Source organism: Pseudomonas sp. FP1762 (genome assembly GCF_030687105.1).
Taxonomy (GTDB): domain Bacteria; phylum Pseudomonadota; class Gammaproteobacteria; order Pseudomonadales; family Pseudomonadaceae; genus Aquipseudomonas; species Aquipseudomonas siliginis.
Window position 1 is genome coordinate 3,174,691 of sequence record NZ_CP117458.1, and the last position, 17,992, is coordinate 3,192,682.

The window sequence follows — 17,992 nt, forward strand, 5'->3', positions numbered from 1 at the left end:
CCTCTCCCAGAGGGAGAGAGGACTGACCGAGTTGAATGCGCGAGTTACACCGACCTGAGATACCGAGGCGAACACAGGTCTCAAAAAGCCCACAAATCGGCTCCCTCTCCTCGGGGAGAGGGCTGGGGTGAGGGGTGAATCCAGCGCGGTGTCCAAGCATGTGCATTGCAATACCACGCTCAATCCGCCCCTCCTGCTGAAACCTCGAGAAACCCCTCTCAACTTGCGTTTTGCTAATCCTGCACCACGCTTGATTCACAGAAGTGCACGGTTTCATGGCAAAACTGCGGTTAACTGAATGGTTAGTTACCGCTATAATCCCGCGCTTCATTCAAACGGGACTTTCAATGTGAACCACAGTCAACGCGTCTCAGGCGTTTCAACGTTCATTCTGGTCGGCCTTGGCGTGATCATCGCCCTGCTCGGTCTGGCGCTCGCGGTCGGCGGTGTGAAGCTGGTCAGCCTGGGCGGTTCCTGGTACTTCCTGGTCGGCGGTCTGGCGATGACCGTTTCCGGTGTGCTGATCGCACTGAAGAAAACTGCAGGCGCCTGGCTGTTCGCCGCGTTTCTCGTGGCCACCGCGATCTGGGCCGTGGCTGACGCCGGGCTGGTGTTCTGGCCGGTGTTCTCGCGGCTGTTCATGTTCAGCGTCATCGGTATGGTCGTCGCGCTGGTCTACCCGCTGCTGGCGCGCGCCAATGGCCGCGTGGCCGGTCGTGGTGCGTATGCCGTGGCCGCTGTGCTGGCGGTCGGTGTGGCCGTTGCGGCGGGCAACATGTTCGTCGCCCACCCAACCGTTGCCGCCACTGGCACTGGCCCGGGCCTGACTCCGGTCGAGCCGGCCAAGGCGCAGAAAGACTGGGCGCACTACGGCAACACCGAAGGTGGCAGCCGCTTCGCCGCGCTCGACCAGATCAACCGCAACAACGTCGACAAGTTGAAAGTCGCGTGGACCTACCATACCGGGGACGTCGCCGAGAGCGATGGCAACGGCGCCGAAGACCAGCTCACCCCGCTGCAGGTCGGCAACAAAGTATTCATCTGCACCCCGCACAACAACCTGATCGCCCTCGATGCCGACACCGGTAAAGAGCTTTGGAAGAACGCGATCAACGCGCAATCGAAAGTCTGGCAGCGCTGCCGTGGCATGGCCTATTTCGACGCCACCGCGACCATCGCTCAGCCGAGCAACTCTTCGATCATCGAAGCCAAACCGGCGCCGGCTGCCAACTGCCAGCGTCGTCTGCTGACCAATACCATCGATGCTCGCCTGATCGCGGTCGACGCTGACACTGGCGAGTTCTGCCAGGGTTTCGGCAACAACGGCCAAGTCGATCTGAAGGCCGGTCTGGGTGATGTTCCGGACAGCTACTATCAGTTGTCGTCCGCGCCATTGATGGCTGGCACCACCGTAGTGGTTGGCGGTCGTGTTGCCGACAACGTGCAGAGCGACATGCCGGGCGGTGTGATTCGCGGTTTTGACGTGATCACCGGCGCCATGCGCTGGGCGTTCGACCCGGGCAACCCGCAGGACCGCAACGCACCGGCCGACGGCAGCACCTATGTGCGCAGCACGCCGAACAGCTGGGCGCCGATGTCCTACGACGCGGCTACCAACACGGTGTTCCTGCCGATGGGCAGCTCGTCCACCGACATCTATGGTGTCGAGCGCAGCGAACTGGACCACAAGTACGGCGCCTCGATCCTCGCGCTGGACGCCAGCACCGGTGAAGAACGCTGGGTGTTCCAGACCGTGCACAACGATCTGTGGGACTTCGACCTGCCGATGCAGCCGAGCCTGATCGACTTCGACAAGGACGGCCAAAGCGTTCCGGCGCTGGTCATCGGCACCAAGGCCGGGCAGATCTATGTGCTCGACCGCGCCACTGGCAAGCCGCTGACCGAGGTCAAGGAAGTACCGGTGAAAGCCGCGAACATCCCTAACGAGCCGTACTCGCCGACCCAGCCGAAATCCGTGGGCATGCCGCAGATCGGCGCGCAGCACCTGACCGAATCGGACATGTGGGGCGCCACGCCGTACGACCAGTTGCTCTGCCGTATCGACTTCAAGAGCATGCGCTACGACGGTCTGTACACCGCGCCGGGTACCGACAAATCGCTGAGCTTCCCGGGTTCGCTGGGTGGCATGAACTGGGGCAGCATCTCCACTGACCCGGTGCACGGTTTCATCTTCGTCAACGACATGCGCCTGGGTCTGTGGATCCAGATGATCCCGTCGCAGAACAAAGGCCAGGCCGCTGGCGGTGGCGAAGCGCTGAACACCGGCATGGGCGCTGTTCCGCTCAAAGGCACGCCGTACGCGGTGAACAAGAACCGCTTCCTGTCGGTGGCCGGCATTCCGTGCCAGGCGCCGCCGTTCGGCACCTTGACCGCGATCGACATGAAGACCCAGAAAGTCGCATGGCAGGTTCCGGTCGGCACCGTTGAAGACACCGGTCCCCTGGGCATTCGCATGCACTTGCCGATCAAGATCGGTCTGCCAACCCTCGGCGGCACCCTGTCGACCCAGGGCGGCCTGATCTTCATTGCCGGCACCCAGGACTTCTACCTGCGCGCCTTCAACAGCGGCAATGGCGAGGAAATCTGGAAAGCCCGTCTGCCGGTCGGCAGCCAGGGCGGCCCGATGACGTACGTTTCGCCGAAAACCGGCAAGCAGTACATCGTCGTCACCGCTGGCGGCGCACGCCAGTCGACCGATCGTGGCGATTACGTGATGGCCTACGCCCTGCCGTAACTCATTGCCGCACAACCAACCTCCTCCAAGCGCGCGGTGCCCCAAAGCACCGCGTCGCCGTTTTATTGCGTTAAAGATTTCAGCAGGAAGGATTCACATGTCATCGGCTGTTCGCTTTTCTCGTACCAAGCTTTCCACTGGCCTGTTGCTGGGCCTGAGCTGCGCCACTGCCCTACCCGCGCTGGCCGCCAGCGACTCCGGTCTGCTGACCCGCAGCACCCTCACCGGTGACTGGGGCGGCTTGCGTCATCAACTCGATGAAGACGGCATCAAGTTCACTGGCGATTACAGCGGCGAAACCGCCTACAACGCCGACGGCGGCCTGCACCGTTCGGCGCGCTACTCGCAGAACATCAAACTCGGCGTGCAGTTTGATCTGAGCAAACTCTACGGCGTCGACAACGGCGGCAAAGTACAACTGACCATCAACGACCGGCGCGGTAACAGCGCTTCGGAAGATCTGGTCGGCAACCGCTTGCCGATTCAGGAAAACTACGGCGGCCTGTACACGCGCCTGACGGAACTGAGTTACGAGCGCAGCCTGTTCACCCCGGCGCTGAATGTGAAGCTCGGTTACATGGCCATGGGCAACGACCTCGGCGGCCTCGACAGCGGCATTCTGTGCAACTTCATGAACGCCGGTTTCTGCGGTCACCCGCTGAACATGTCCGGCGGCAGCGGCTGGACCAACTACCCCAACGCGCGTCTGGGCGTGCGGGTCAAATACGACCTGTCGCCGTCCTGGCAACTGCGTGTGGCGGCGTTCAACGTCGACCCCGAGAGCAACGGCAATTCCAGCCGCGCCTGGCATCTGGGGCCGAAGCACACCACCGGCACCGTCGTGCCGATCGAGCTGGTGTACAAGCACGCCGGCGAGCTGCCGGGTGAGTACAAGCTCGGCTATTACTACGACAGCTCCGACGTCAAACGCATTGGCAGCGACGACGAAGTGTCCGGGCGTGGCGGACATTATTTGCTGATCGATCAGGCCGTATGGCGTTCGCCGACTTCCGAGGGCCGCAGCCTGCATGCGTTCGGTCAATACTCGGCGGCCAGTGAAACGGCCTCGCCGTTCAGCAAGTGGTACGGCACCGGCGTGGTTTTGTACAAACCGTTCGAAGGCCGCCCGCGAGACACCGTGGCCCTGGGCTATGGCCGCGCCGTGCCGAACCCGCGCAGCCGCGATGTGCAACAGGATGCCGCGCTGGCCAATGGTGCTGCGTTTCCGAACCTCGATAGCGCCGAGCAGTTGATCGAGTTGGGCTACGGCTACCAGGCCACCCCATGGCTGACGCTGCGCCCGAACCTGCAATACATCATCGAACCGGGCGCGTTCTCCGGGCAGGACATCGATAATGCGCTGGTGGTGGGTTTGCAGGTGAAGGCTGCGCTATAAGTCCCTGCGAAACACAAAACCACTGTGGGAGCGAGCCTGCTCGCGAAAGCGCCGGGTCAGGCGACTGCGATGTTGAATGTGTCGCCGCCTTCGCGAGCAGGCTCGCTCCCACAGGGGATTTGTGTTGGATCAGGGAATTGTGATTCGCCGCGCGAAACTGTAGGAGTGAGCCTGCTCGCGATGGCATTGGTTCAGACAACCGCTATCTTGAATGCTCCAACCAAGCCCTTCAGAGCACCGACCACCAGCCCCACCTGTCGAAATTAATTCCAGCCCACCGGTGAATTATTTCGTGTCCGCATGTATCTGAGCCAGAAGAGCCGGCGCCATCATGGAGATGGCATCGCAGCGGTAATCTGGATCAGCGAGCGGGAACAGCGCAATGAAATCACGCAAGAACACCGTCAAACCGATCGGTTTGAAAGACATCACCATTGTCGACGACGCCAAGATGCGCAAGGCGATCACCGCCGCCGCACTGGGCAACGCCATGGAATGGTTCGACTTTGGCGTCTACGGCTTTGTCGCCTATGTGCTCGGCAAGGTCTTCTTCCCCGGCGCCGATCCCGGCGTGCAAATGATCGCCGCGCTGGCGACCTTCTCCGTGCCGTTCCTGATCCGTCCACTGGGCGGTTTGTTCTTCGGTGCGCTCGGCGACAAGTACGGACGACAGAAAGTCCTCGCCGCGACCATCGTCATCATGTCCCTGAGCACCTTCGCCATCGGCCTGATTCCGTCCTATGCCTCGATCGGCATCTGGGCGCCGATCCTGCTGTTGCTGGCGAAAATGGCGCAGGGTTTCTCGGTCGGTGGCGAATACACCGGCGCCTCGATCTTCGTTGCTGAATACGCGCCGGACCGCAAACGCGGCTTCCTCGGCAGCTGGCTGGATTTCGGCTCGATCGCCGGTTTCGTCTTCGGCGCCGGTGTCGTGGTGCTGATCTCGACGATTCTCGGTGAACAGCGCTTCGAAGAATGGGGCTGGCGGATTCCGTTCTTCCTCGCCCTGCCGCTGGGCATGATCGGCCTGTATCTGCGCCACGCCCTCGAAGAAACCCCGGCGTTCCAGCAGCACGTGGAAAAACTCGAACAAGGAGACCGCGAAGGCCTCGCCGGTGGCCCGAAAGTGTCGTTCAAGGAAGTCGCGACCAAACACTGGCGCAGCCTGATGACCTGCATCGGCGTGGTGGCGGCGACCAACGTCACCTATTACATGCTGCTCACCTACATGCCGAGTTACCTGACGCACAACCTTCACTACAGCGAAAACCACGGCGTGCTGATCATCATCGCGATCATGGTCGGCATGCTCTTCGTGCAGCCGCTGATCGGTTTCATCAGCGACAAGATCGGCCGCAAGCCCTTCATCGTCGTCGGCAGCATTGGCCTGTTCATCTTCGCCATTCCCGCGTTCATGCTGATCAACAGCGGCAGCATCGCCCTGATCTTCTCCGGCCTGCTGATCCTCGCGGTGCTGCTCAATTTCTTTATCGGTGTGATGGCCTCGACCCTGCCGGCGATGTTCCCCACGCACATCCGCTACAGCGCGCTGGCCAGTGCCTTTAACGTCTCGGTGCTGATCGCCGGTTTGACCCCGACTGCCGTGGCCTGGCTGGTGGAAAGCACCAACGATCTGTACATGCCTGCGTATTACCTGATGGTCATCGCCGTGGTCGGTCTGGTCACTGGCGTGACCATGAAGGAAACCGCCAACAAGCCCCTGCGCGGCGCGGCCCCGGCGGCTTCCGATCTCGAAGAGGCCAAGGAACTGTTGCAGGAACACCACGACAACATCGAGCAGAAAATCGAAGACATTGATGCCGAGATCGCCGAGTTGGAGGCCAAGCGCAAAGTGCTGGTCCAGCAGCATCCGCGCATCAATGAATGATCCGCTGGACGCAGAAAAATCGGTGGGGCCATCACCCCGCCGATTACTCGAAGCGCGGCTTGGTGTTAAATAGGCGCCAGTCTTGACCTTGTCGCTTAAAGCCGTGCAACGAGAACCGCTATGAATACCCCTGCCCCAAACAACCACGCTCAACAGGTGACCCCATGATCGAAGTCACCGAAGTCTCCATCGCCCAACTGCGCACCGCCCTTGAATCCGGCCAGACCACTGCCGTGGAGCTGGTGCAGGCCTATCTGGCACGGATCGATGCCTACGACGGCGCCGACACCTCGACGGCACTCAACGCCGTCGTCGTGCGCAACCCTGAAGCGCTGAACGAAGCCCGCGCCTCCGATGCCCGCCGCGCCAAAGGTGAAACCCTCGGCCCGCTCGATGGCATCCCCTACACCGCCAAAGACAGTTATCTGGTCAAGGGCCTGACCGCCGCTTCCGGCAGTCCGGCATTTGCCGATCTGGTCGCCCATCGCGACGCCTTCACCATCGAACGCCTGCGCGCTGCCGGGGCGATCTGCCTGGGCAAGACCAACATGCCGCCGATGGCCAATGGCGGCATGCAACGCGGCGTCTATGGCCGCGCCGAAAGCCCGTACAACGCCGCTTACCTCACCGCCCCGTTCGCCTCCGGCTCGTCCAACGGTGCCGGCACCGCCACCGCTGCGAGTTTTGCTGCGTTCGGTCTGGCCGAGGAAACCTGGTCGAGCGGACGCGGCCCTGCGTCGAATAACGGCCTGTGCGCCTACACCCCGTCGCGCGGGGTGATTTCGGTGCGCGGCAACTGGCCGTTGACCCCGACCATGGACGTCGTCGTGCCGTTCGCGCGGACCATGGCCGACCTGCTCGAAGTGCTCGACGTGGTCGTCGCCGAAGACCCGGACACCCGTGGCGACCTCTGGCGCCTGCAACCGTGGGTGCCGATCCCGCGTGTCAGCGAAGTGCGCCCGGCTGCGTACAGTGAACTGGCCGTCGATGCCAAAGCCCTGGCCGGCAAACGCTTCGCCATCCCGCGCATGTACATCAACGCCGACCCCGACGCCGGCACCAGCGAAGCCCCCGGCATAGGCGGCCCGACCGGCCAGCGCATAAACACCCGCGCGTCCGTGATTGATTTGTGGAAGCAGGCGCGCCAAGCCCTCGAAGCCGCCGGCGCCGAAGTCGTCGAAACCGACTTCCCGCTGGTCTCCAACTGCGAAGGCGACCGCCCTGGCGCGCCAACCGTGTTCACCCGTGGGCTGGTGTCGAAAGAGTTTCTCCATCATGAATTGTGGGATCTGACTGCCTGGGCATTCGACGACTTCCTGCAGGCCAACGGCGACCCGAAGCTTAATCGTCTGGTTGACGTCGACGGGCCGAAGATCTTCCCGCACGACCCGGGCACCCTGCCCAACCGCGAAGGCGATCTGGCCGCCGGCATGGACGAATACGTGCGCATGGCCGAGCGTGGCATCACGCCGTGGAATGAGATTCCTACCGTGCCTGACGGCCTGCGCGGTCTGGAGCAGACCCGGCGTATCGACCTTGAAGACTGGATGGACAACCTCGGCCTCGACGCCGTGCTGTTCCCGACCGTCGCTGACGTCGGCCCGGCCGATGCGGATGTCAATCCTGCTTCGGCCGACATCGCCTGGAGCAACGGCGTCTGGGTGGCCAACGGCAACCTCGCGATCCGCCACCTCGGCGTCCCGACCGTCACCGTGCCCATGGGCGTGATGGCCGACATCGGTATGCCGGTCGGCCTGACCTTCGCCGGTCGCGCGTACGACGACTCGAACCTGCTGCGCTTCGCCGCCGCCTTCGAATCCACCGGCAGCAAACGCCAGATCCCACCGCGCACACCGCCGCTGGCTTAATGCACTGTGTCAGCTCCCACAAACCCTGTGGGAGCTGGCTTGCCAGCGATGGCGGCCTGACGGCCGCCACAGTTCTAATTGACTACCCCCGACTCCCACAGGTTTTGTGGTGAAAGCTGCCAACTCAGCACATCAACCCAATCCTCTTTGTTCCCAATCTTCGATCATCAGCGCCATTCGAATCACCACCGGCCCTGACCATGATCAACCGCGCGCCCTCCCGCCTCACCCTGCTTGCCATGCTCTGCGGTCTGACCGGCACCGCCCATGCCAGCGGCTTTTTCGACGACGCCAAAAGCGATGTTCTGCTGCGCAACTTCTACCTCAGCAACGACTACCGCTCGCCCACGCCCTTCGGGAAAAACTACAAACAGGAATGGGCACAGGGCTTTATCGGCAACTTCTCATCCGGTTTCACCGAGGGCACAGTCGGTTTCGGCATCGACGCCCACGCTTTCGCCGGCCTGAAACTCGACGGCGGCAAGGGCCATTCAGGCACCGGACTGCTACCGGTCGACAGCGATGGCCGCAGCGAACACGACTATTCCAGCGCTGGCGGTGCGTTCAAGCTCAAGGTCTCGCGCACCACTTTGGCCTTCGGCGAAATGACCGTGGAAACCCCGGTCTTCGACACTTCCGACAAACGCCTGCAACCGGAATACGCCACAGGCTTTTTGCTCAACAGCGCCGAGTTCGACAACGTCAATCTGCTCGCCGGGCATTTCACTGCATTCAAGAACCAGGACAGCTCCTCCGGCCAAGGCGATTTCTACGGTTACGGCGCCAACACCGAAGCGGGTGGCATCAGCTTCGTCGGTGCCGACCTGTTCAGCTCCAGCCCGATCGGCGGCGCACTCTACGCCTCAGAACTGAGCGACACCTGGCACCAGTACTACGGCAACCTGCACTTCAAACAGTCCGGTGTGCTGCTCGACGCCAACCTCTACCATACCCGCGACACCGGCCGCGCATTGGCCGGCGAGATCGACAACAGCGCCTTCAGCCTTTCCGGCAAATACAGCTTCGGCGCGCACACGGTGATGCTCGGCTGGCAACGCATCAATGGCGACACGCCGTTCGATTTCGTCGGTGGCGACTCGATCTACCTCGCCAACTCGATCAAATACGCCGACTTCAACGGCGCCAACGAACGCTCCTGGCAAGCCCGCTACCACCTCGACCTCGGCGCCTTCGGCATCCCCGGCCTGAACTTCATGACCCGCTACGTCAGCGGCAGCCACATCGACGGAACGCACGCGCCCAAGGGCGGCGCCTACAACCCGTTCGACGCCGACAGCGGCGACTACCAACCGCAACAAGGCAGCGGCGGCAAGCACTGGGAACGCGACATCGACCTGAAATATGTCGTGCAGTCCGGCACCGCGAAGGATCTGTCGGTGCAGCTATCGCACGTCACCCACCGCGCCAACGAAGCGCAGGCCGGGGATGACATTGACCGGATTTACGTGGTCGTTCAGTACCCGTTGGGTTTTTGAGGTAACACGATCAACCCGCCCACAGGTTCCTGCGTCGGCCACAAACCATGAGTTTGCTCCTTGAGATCAAAATCAAATGATTTCAGCGTACCGCAGCGCCTACAGCGGCTAGCCAAGTGCCATCACCTCGTTTATTCTGCGCCCCCGCATAAAAAGCCAAGCCAGGAAGGCATTGATTGACCTTCCTGTTTGTAGTCAATCAACGCAAGCAGATTCAGGGATGTACATGTTTCAGCTATTCAAACTCGGAGCGGCCGTCGTGCTCGCCGCGACGCTCAGCGGCTGCATTACCGAAAGCGCTTCCTGGGTCAGCGAACCCTTGCAACCCAAGGCAAGCGAGCCAGTCAGTTATCTCGTTGGCTCAATCGGGCCGCAATCACTCAAGCAATCAGCCGCTGACAACCAGCGAATCTTTTTCCGCAAACGCGGTTCCGAATACGGTGCGGCCGGCGTCTGGAAAATGGCCGGCGCTTACTCCACGCCGCAGGATGTTCAGGACGGTGTCGGCGCAGCGAGCGTATTCGTGCTTCCCCTGAAGCCGGGCGATTACGAGTTCTATGATTTCCAGTTCTTTTCCGCACGTTATCAACCTGGGCTAGGCACTGTTTTCACCTCGAGAGAGGCGCGGGAGAAATTCAACCTGCCGATGCGCCTGGAACCCGGCAAGGCCTATTACATCGGCGAGTTCCGCTCGTTCTGCCTGACAGCCGGTTTCTGCGCGTTCCGCTGGAGTGATCAGAACGCCCGCGATGCGCTGATTGCGCAACGTCTGGCGCCAGGATTGCCAACGCTGCAACCGCTGAAACTCGACCTGAACAGTGCTCAGCCCTACATCTTCACCGGCCCCATCCCGGGTATTGCCGTGGACGCCAAACCATGAAAAAAATCATCGCCCTCACCGCCGCCGCTCTGTTGACCGGTTGCGCGGCGACCAACACCTTGCCCGAGCGCACGCTTACGGACGCTCAGGATTATCTGCAGCCGATTCACGTTATGGTCGATGATCCGGAAAACGGCTCCAGCCTGCGCAACCACCTGCGTCAGACCGGTGTGTTCCGCACCATCGAAACCGGCAGCGGTAAAGCTGACGAGTACAACGTGCAGGTCAAACTTGATGTGGAACGTCACCTACCGCCGTTTCCGGTGATTCTGCTGAGCACCGCGACGTTGTTCTTGCTGCCGCTGTCGAACGAATTCGACACGCAAACCGAATTCACCGTGTTCCAGGGTGACAAGCGACTGAAGCAATACACCTATCGCAACATCACTCAAAAATACACTTGGCTACTGGATCAGGGCGGCGAGATGCGCGAACAGAACCTCGGCCGCATCGCCCGCGCCTTCGCGCAGGATGTGCAGCAGGACCGGCTGATCCCGGCAGTCGCGCAATGAACCGCGCGATGATAAAAGTCGCCGGCCTGCTCTGTGCCTCACTGATGCTGGGCGGCTGCGCCAACACCTTGCAACCGCTCGATTACCATGCCGATCAGGCCTACGTGCCGGTCACGCTCGGCATGGGGCCGGCGTATACGCGCATCGACGAGCAGCATCAGCGCGAAACCGTCAGCGTCCTGAAAAAGACCGGCGCGTTCTCGATGCTCGACGGCGGTTACACTCGCAACGGCTACAGCCTGTTGATCACCGAACCCAGCGACGGCAAGGTCAACTGGCTGGCGCTGGTCAACGTTTTCACCCTGTTCACCTTCCCGATGCCCTACCACTACCAGGACAACCTGCGCGGCTCGGTCTTCAAGGATGGCCAACTGCTCAAAACCTACAACTACTCCCGCGAAGGCTGGAGCGTGATGACATGGTATGTGCCGATTCCCGGGGTCGAGAACAAACGGCAGATGCTCGACCAGTTGTTGGTGGAAATGGACCGGGACAAGGTGATTCCGTATCAGCCGTGAGGTTGGGTGATGGGGGCTGGTGCGGTGGACTGCGGCGCAACGCATTGCAATGTGTGAGCGAGCCTGCTCGCGAAGAGGCCATCAGGTACGGCGCAATTCTTTGATTTAAACGAAGCTGTTTAAAAGACACCTGCGGATACGGTCTCAAGGCTACAAATCCTTGCGCCATTGCCTACAGCCAAGCCAGAATCCGCCGGCTTGTGCGCCTTGGGGGCGGGTTCTATTGTGGTGCGGTCGCTGACGAATCAGCGATCGGGTTTAGCGACCCGGATCTTGAATAGGTGCATCAGCGTTCCATGCTTTGTCGCGGGTTCAATGTCTGCGACTACGCCATGGTGGCTGTATGTGGGAGACCTTCGGGTCTGCCGGGTGCCTATAACCGGTTCGCTAACCTGCGTACAGCCGCCACCTTACTGTTTAGCGACAGTGCCTGACGGCTCCACTTAATAGGAGCTTCACCATGATCAAACCCACACCCAACCCACCCGAAACCGATCCCACCTCCCCCTACGAATCCCTCGACTCCAAAAAACTCCACGAAGCCGCCGACCGCGCCCTCGACCACTACCTCTGCCCACCCGGCTCTACCCCGCCACCCTTCAGCCCCCGCGCCATGTATGCCGTCACCGCCGACACCAAAAACGAAGACCTGCTGGCCAACGCCTGCGAAACCCTCGCCTCGGCCAAAACCATCGCCCAGGAATTCGCCGGGCTGGTCAAGCCATCCCAGCGCCGGACGCTGATGGGGATTGCGCAACTGATCATGCTCGGGGAACTGGCGGTGAATCGGGTGCTGGATAATCTGGAATTGCCGGGGTAATGCGGGCCGGCTGAGTTATGCGATGCCCGTGCCGGCCTCTTCGCGAGCAGGCTCGCTCCCACATTGATCCTGGTCGGACGCAAACTTTGCGACCACTGAAGGAACCTGTGGTAGCGAGCCTGCAAGCGATCACAAAGGGGAAGGATTATTTAACCCGATGGATGTGCTCGGGCAGCAGATTCGGTTGCGGGTCTGAAAATGCAGCCTGCGGCAGTTCGAGTGATATACGCATGAGCTGCCGAAGGCTGTGATTCGTTCTTATAACGGCTAGGCTCATACTCGTTAGCGCACCATTAGTATGATAATTTGCGCAAAGTTCGCCATCCGCAAAGGGCCCGATCATGGCTACCGTACGCAAAACCATAACCGTGACTGACCAGCAAGACCATTGGATCAAAGCTCAAATAGAAGCGGGACATTACACCAACGACAGCGAATATATCCGCGATTTGATCCGTCGAGAGCAAGAGCGAAACGCTGAACTGGAAACCGTCCGCGCAGCCCTTCGAGAAGGAGAATCCAGTGGTGCCCCCCGGCCTTTCGATGCTGATGCTTTCAAAAAGAGAATGTTGAGGGCGCATGGCTGAATACCGACTTACCCCCGCCGCCGAAGCGGATCTTGAGGCTATCTGGACCTATACAGCTCAACAATGGGGGTTGGATCAGGCCAATCGCTACATCGACATCCTGACTGAGTCTTTCGAGCAGTTGGCTGATCGTCCCAAAACAGCACCCGCATGCGACGCTATCCGCCCCGGTTACCGACGCTGCAGCGTGGAGAGTCACATGATTTATTTTCGAATCACCGCCTATGGGATCGCGATAATCAGAATCTTGCATGACCGGATGGAAGCGCAGCGTAATCTCTAACCTCTCGTATCACCGAAAATCAAAAGATCGCAGCCTTCGTCAGCTCCTACAAATCGATGTAGGAGCTGCCGAAGGCTGCGATCTTTGCTTTTAGGAGACTGGCGGAAGACAGCCGGAGTCGAACCTGCCCGGGAACGGATGCCGTCCCCAACCGGGTTTGAAGCCCGGCCGCGCCACCGGGCGCGATTGTCTTCCTGAACTCAGGGTGCGCAGGCGTCAGCCAGCGCGTTGTCGGGGCGGATCTGGCGGGATTCGCCGAGGCGGCGGGTCAGGCCGAGTCGGTCGAAATATTCCAGATACTGAATACAGCGTTTGCGTCCCAAGCCTAGCGCATCGCGGAAGGTTGTCACTTGAATCGACGGATTTTCTTCGGCGAGTTTCAGCAGTAGCGCCGCCATTTGCCGCAGGACGATGTCGCTGATAAACAGGTCGCGCACCACCTGGTGCATGAGGCCCAGCCGTGCGAGTTTGCGTAGCAGCAGGCGGACGCTGGCATCGTCTTCGCCGAGCATTTTCGCCGCGTCGCGTACCCACGGCGGGTCGAAACCGGCCTGTTCGAACAACGGCTGTAATTGCTGCCAGAGGATTTCGTCGTCGGCATTCAGGCGCACCTGATGGTCGGGCAGGTGCAGCCAGGGGCCGCTGGCGAGGATCGAGCCGGCGTTGAGCAGTTCGTCGAGCAGGCTGATGAACGTCGAGCGTTCCAGTGCCAGCGCGCTGAAGCGGCGCAGGCGATCACGGTCCGGCCCCATCTGGTCGGGTTCCTGTTCGTGGAATCGCGCCAGTTGTTCGAGCAAAGTGAATTTCAACTGGCCCCAGCGCTGCACGTTGAACAGCAGCGGGCCTTGGCGGGTGTCGATCAGGCGGATGTTTTCTGCCAGCGTCCACTGCGCGCGCGGGCGGTTGAATTGGCGTTCGAGGCGTTGCGGGTCGATGCCGCCGGGGCTGTGGTTGAGCAGTGACGGCAGGGCCTGTTCGAGGCTGACGCTAAGGGCAAGGGTTTGCAGTTGCGCGAGGCGTTCAAGGCTGCGGCGTTGGCGCGCCGGGGCGAATGGGTCGAGCACAACACCGCCGCCCAATGTGCCCTGGGCGCTGGCGTCGCGCAGGATCAATCGATCGCCTTTCACTGCGTGCACCGGCGCGTTGATCAGCAGTTGCGCGAACATGCGCTCGCCGGGGCTCAGGCGCGGGCCTTGCAGCAAGGCGACGCGGGCGATGACGTCCTGGGTGGCGAGGTGCAGATGCACCGGGTGGAAGTGTTCGAAGGTGCGCTCACCGGGCAACAGCTGAAAGTCGATGTCGATGCGCTGGGTCGGGGCATGCAGCCAGTCCGCCAGCAGCCATTGGCCACGGTGGATCTGCGCCAGTTCCAGACGTTCGCCGCTGAGGTTCAACGCCACGCGCTGGCCGGCGAAGGCTTGCTCGGCGACCTGGTTTTGCGCGTGCAAGCCCCGGATGCGCACCGATTTGCCTGCAGGCCCCAAGACAAGTTTGTCGCCCACCGCAACCGTGCCCGACAACGCCGTGCCCGTGACCACAATCCCCGCACCCGCGACGCTGAACGCCCGATCAATCGCCAAACGAAAGCCGCCGTCGCAACTGCGCGCCTGCACCTCGTTGTGTGACTGCAATAACGCCGCGCGCAACTCATCGACGCCCTGCCCGTTCAAGCTCGACACGGTAAAAATCGGCGCATCAGCAAATGGTCCGGGCGCGAGCAGGTCCAGGACCTGGCGCTGCACCTCTTCCACCCTGCCCGCTCCCGCCCGGTCGCATTTAGTGATCGCCACCAGCGCGCGGGGAATGCCGAGCAGTTCGACGATCGCCAGATGCTCTCGCGTCTGTGGCATCACGCCGTCGTCGGCCGCTACCACCAGCAACACCAGATCGATGCCCTGCGCACCAGCGAGCATGTTGTGGGTGAATTTTTCGTGGCCGGGCACGTCGATGAAGCCGGTCAGCCCGGAGCCCGCTGCGAGTTCGGCGTAGAGATAACCGAGATCGATGGTCATGCCGCGTTCGCGCTCCTGCGGGCGGCGGTCGCCGGTTTGCCCGGTCAGCGCCTGCAACAGCGAAGTCTTGCCGTGGTCGATGTGCCCCGCCGTGCCGACGATCACCGGTCGACCTGCAATTGCGGCAACTGCGCCAGCCACCCTGGCTCATCGTCGAGCTGGCGTAGATCGAGCCACAGCGCATCGGCGTCGATTCGTCCGAGCACCGGGGTCGGCAAACCGCGCAGCGCTGCTTCGAGATTGAGCAGATACCGCCCGCGCCAGCGCTTGGACACCTGCGGGCGGCAACACAGCGCTGCACTCGGCAAGCGCGCCACCGGTTGGCTGCCGCTGCCGATCATGCCCAACGCCTCGACTGCACTGACCTGCCAGACCTCGCCCAAGACATCGGCGAGCAACGGTTGCAAACGCACAGCCTGAGCGTGAATGTCGGCCTGGGGCCGGGTCAGCAGGCGCAGGCTCGGCAGACGCTCGGCGAGGCGATCCGGATCGCGGTACAGACCGAGCACCGCCTCCAGCGCGGACAAGGTCAATTTGTCGACCCGCAGTGCGCGCTTCAGTGGATTCTTCTTGATCTTCGCGATCAGTTCTTTGCGCCCGACGATCAACCCGGCCTGCGGCCCGCCGAGCAATTTGTCGCCGCTGAAGGTGACGATGTCGGCGCCATCGAGCAATGCCTGACGCACCGTCGGTTCCGCCGGCAGGCCCCAGCGCGTCAGGTCGAGCAGACTGCCGCTGCCCAGATCTTCCAGCAACGGCAAGCCATGAGCGTGTGCCAACTCGGCCAGTTCCGCAGTCGCCACCCGCGCGGTGAAGCCTTCGATGCTGTAGTTGCTGGCATGCACGCGCATGATCAACCCGCTGCGCGGACCGATTGCCGCTTCGTAATCCCGGGCATGGGTGCGGTTGGTGGTGCCGACTTCGTGCAGGCGCACGCCGGCCCGGGCCATGATGTCGGGGATGCGGAAAGCGCCGCCGATTTCGATCAGCTCGCCACGGGAAATGATGCCTTCCTTGCGCGCGCCGAGGCTGTTGAGGGTCAGCAGCACGGCGGCGGCATTGTTGTTGACCACGGTGACGGCTTCGGCGCCGGTCAGTTCGCGGATCAGGCCTTCGATCAGGTCGTCACGATCACCGCGCTTGCCACTCGCCAGATCGAACTCGAGGTTGAGCGGATAGCGTGCAGCCGTTTGCACTGCTTCGATGGCTTCTTCGGGCAGCAGGGCGCGGCCGAGATTGGTGTGCAGCACCGTGCCGGTCAGGTTGAACACCCGGCGCACCTGACTGCGCTGCTGTTGCGCCAAGCGTTCGCCGACGCGGCCGGCGAGCACTTCGGGGCCGATTTCCACGGCCGCCAATTGCCCGCTCAACACGTCAGGCCTTAGCTCATCGAGCAACTGACGCAGGCCAGTCAGCAACGAATCCCGGCCGTAACGTTCGGCCAACGGCGCGCACGCCGGATGACGCAACAACCCATCAATGGACGGCAACCGCAGGGCAACGCTGGAAGACATCAGCCACTCCTGATTTCACTGAAACAATCCCTTTTGAGAGCAAGCTTGCTCCCAAAAGGGTTTCAGAAGTGTAGACGCACTGCCGGAGCTAGCCTGCTCGCGAATGCGGTGTGTCAGTTGGTGTGGATGTGGCTGACCTGACGCCTTCGCGAGCAGGCTCGCTCCCACAGAGAAATCCGGGGCTGACCGGGCTTTGTGATTCGGCACATAGACTTGTGGGAGCTGGCTTGCCAGCGATTGCGGTGGGTCCGTCAAAGAAGGCGGTGGATGTGCCGACCGAATCGCTGGCAAGCCAGCTCCAACAGGGATTCGGGGCGGAATGAACATTGTTGGTCACCACAAAACCTGTGGGAGCGAGCCTGCTCGCGAATGCGGTGTGTCAGTTGGTGTGGATGTGGCTGACCTGACGCCTTCGCGAGCAGGCTCGCTCCCACAGAGAAATCCGGGGCTGACCGGGCTTTGTGATTCGGCACAGAAGTCTGTGGGAGCTGGCTTGCCAGCGATTGCGGTGGGTCAGTCAAAGAAGGCGGTGGATGTGCCGACCAATCGCTGGCAAGCCAGCTCCCACAGGGATTCGGGGTGGAATGGACATTGTTGGTCACCACAAAAACCTGTGGGAGCGAGCCTGCTCGCGAATGCGGTGTGTCAGTTGGTGTGGATGTGGCTGACCTGACGCCTTCGCGAGCAGGCTCGCTCCCACAGAGAAATCCGGGGCTGACCGGGCTTTGTGATTCGGCACATAGACTTGTGGGAGCTGGCTTGCCAGCGATTGCGGTGGGTCCGTCAAAGAAGGTGGTGGATGTGCCGACCAATCGCTGGCAAGCCAGCTCCCACAGGGATTCGGGGTGGAATGAACATTGTTGGTCACCACAAAACCTGTGGGAGCGAGCCTGCTCGCGAAAGCGGTGTGTCAGTTGGTGTGGATGTGGCTGACCTGACGCCTTCGCGAGCAGGCTCGCTCCCACAGAGAAATCCGGGGCTGACCGGGCTTTGTGATTCGGCACAGAAGTCTGTGGGAGCTGGCTTGCCAGCGATTGCGGTGGGTCAGTCAAAGAAAGCGGTGGATGTGCCGACCGAATCGCTGGCAAGCCAGCTCCCACAGTGATTCGGGGTGGAATGAACATTGTTGGTCACCACAAAACCTGTGGGAGCGAGCCTGCTCGCGAAAGCGGTGTGTCAGTCAATGTGGATGTGGCTGACCTGACGCCTTCGCGAGCAGGCTCGCTCCCACAGAGAAATCCGGGGCTGACCGGGCTTTGTGATTCGGCACATAGACTTGTGGGAGCTGGCTTGCCAGCGATTGCGGTGGGTCCGTCAAAGAAGGTGGTGGATGTGCCGACCAATCGCTGGCAAGCCAGCTCCCACAGGGATTCGGGGCGGAATGAACATTGTTGGTCACCACAAAAACCTGTGGGAGCGAGCCTGCTCGCGAAAGCGGTGTGTCAGTCAATGTGGATGTGGCT

13 protein-coding genes and 1 tRNA gene are annotated in these 17,992 nt (G+C 61.6%); 11 read left to right on the forward strand and 3 right to left on the reverse strand.

The annotated features are described in order from the left end of the window. The first annotated feature begins 349 nt into the window (after positions 1-349). From PSH90_RS14170 to PSH90_RS14220, 11 genes are all read left to right on the forward strand, one after another. Complete coding sequence (locus PSH90_RS14170) at positions 350-2,755, forward strand: glucose/quinate/shikimate family membrane-bound PQQ-dependent dehydrogenase (protein ID WP_305380826.1); 2,406 nt, start codon at positions 350-352, stop codon at positions 2,753-2,755. Positions 2,756-2,852: 97 nt separating this feature from the next. Continuing rightward, positions 2,853-4,151, forward strand: a complete 1,299-nt coding sequence (locus PSH90_RS14175) for a carbohydrate porin (protein WP_305380827.1) — start codon at positions 2,853-2,855, stop codon at positions 4,149-4,151. 382 nt (positions 4,152-4,533) lie between these two features. Further along, the gene (gene proP / locus PSH90_RS14180) at positions 4,534-6,039 is read left to right on the forward strand and encodes a glycine betaine/L-proline transporter ProP (protein ID WP_041480305.1); all 1,506 of its coding nucleotides are present in this window, start codon (positions 4,534-4,536) and stop codon (positions 6,037-6,039) included. A 164-nt stretch (positions 6,040-6,203) separates the two neighbouring features. Continuing rightward, on the forward strand, positions 6,204-7,907 hold the full coding sequence (locus PSH90_RS14185; RefSeq protein WP_305380829.1) for an amidase: 1,704 nt from the start codon (positions 6,204-6,206) through the stop codon (positions 7,905-7,907). Between the two features lie 200 nt (positions 7,908-8,107). After that, positions 8,108-9,403 (forward strand): OprD family porin, encoded by a 1,296-nt coding sequence (locus PSH90_RS14190; protein WP_305380830.1) that lies wholly within the window; start codon positions 8,108-8,110, stop codon positions 9,401-9,403. 172 nt (positions 9,404-9,575) lie between these two features. Next, positions 9,576-10,283 (forward strand): hypothetical protein, encoded by a 708-nt coding sequence (locus PSH90_RS14195; RefSeq protein WP_225926639.1) that lies wholly within the window; start codon positions 9,576-9,578, stop codon positions 10,281-10,283. Then, complete coding sequence (locus PSH90_RS14200; RefSeq protein WP_252867657.1) at positions 10,280-10,795, forward strand: hypothetical protein; 516 nt, start codon at positions 10,280-10,282, stop codon at positions 10,793-10,795. The genes PSH90_RS14195 and PSH90_RS14200 overlap by 4 nt, the downstream gene beginning before the upstream one ends. A gap of 8 nt (positions 10,796-10,803) precedes the next feature. Further along, the gene (locus tag PSH90_RS14205) at positions 10,804-11,313 is read left to right on the forward strand and encodes a hypothetical protein (protein WP_016774812.1); all 510 of its coding nucleotides are present in this window, start codon (positions 10,804-10,806) and stop codon (positions 11,311-11,313) included. Positions 11,314-11,773: 460 nt separating this feature from the next. Beyond that, positions 11,774-12,133 (forward strand): DUF6124 family protein, encoded by a 360-nt coding sequence (locus PSH90_RS14210; RefSeq protein ID WP_150635198.1) that lies wholly within the window; start codon positions 11,774-11,776, stop codon positions 12,131-12,133. A gap of 341 nt (positions 12,134-12,474) precedes the next feature. Continuing rightward, positions 12,475-12,720, forward strand: coding sequence for a type II toxin-antitoxin system ParD family antitoxin (locus PSH90_RS14215; RefSeq protein WP_016770738.1), 246 nt, complete (start codon positions 12,475-12,477; stop codon positions 12,718-12,720). After that, positions 12,713-13,003 (forward strand): type II toxin-antitoxin system RelE/ParE family toxin, encoded by a 291-nt coding sequence (locus PSH90_RS14220; RefSeq protein ID WP_041480302.1) that lies wholly within the window; start codon positions 12,713-12,715, stop codon positions 13,001-13,003. The genes PSH90_RS14215 and PSH90_RS14220 overlap by 8 nt, the downstream gene beginning before the upstream one ends. A gap of 99 nt (positions 13,004-13,102) precedes the next feature. Here the strand turns inward: PSH90_RS14220 and PSH90_RS14225 are convergent. The 3 genes from PSH90_RS14225 to selA all read right to left on the reverse strand — a co-directional run bounded on the left by PSH90_RS14225 (position 13,103) and on the right by selA (position 16,529). Next, a tRNA-Sec gene (locus tag PSH90_RS14225) sits at positions 13,103-13,198 on the reverse strand. 5 nt (positions 13,199-13,203) lie between these two features. Further along, positions 13,204-15,120 carry a selenocysteine-specific translation elongation factor gene (gene selB, locus PSH90_RS14230; RefSeq protein WP_305383133.1) on the reverse strand — a complete coding sequence of 639 codons (1,917 nt, stop codon included), beginning with the start codon at positions 15,118-15,120 and terminating at the stop codon, positions 13,204-13,206. Further along, on the reverse strand, positions 15,117-16,529 hold the full coding sequence (gene selA, locus PSH90_RS14235; protein WP_305380832.1) for an L-seryl-tRNA(Sec) selenium transferase: 1,413 nt from the start codon (positions 16,527-16,529) through the stop codon (positions 15,117-15,119). The genes selB and selA overlap by 4 nt, the downstream gene beginning before the upstream one ends. Positions 16,530-17,992: the final 1,463 nt, after the last annotated feature.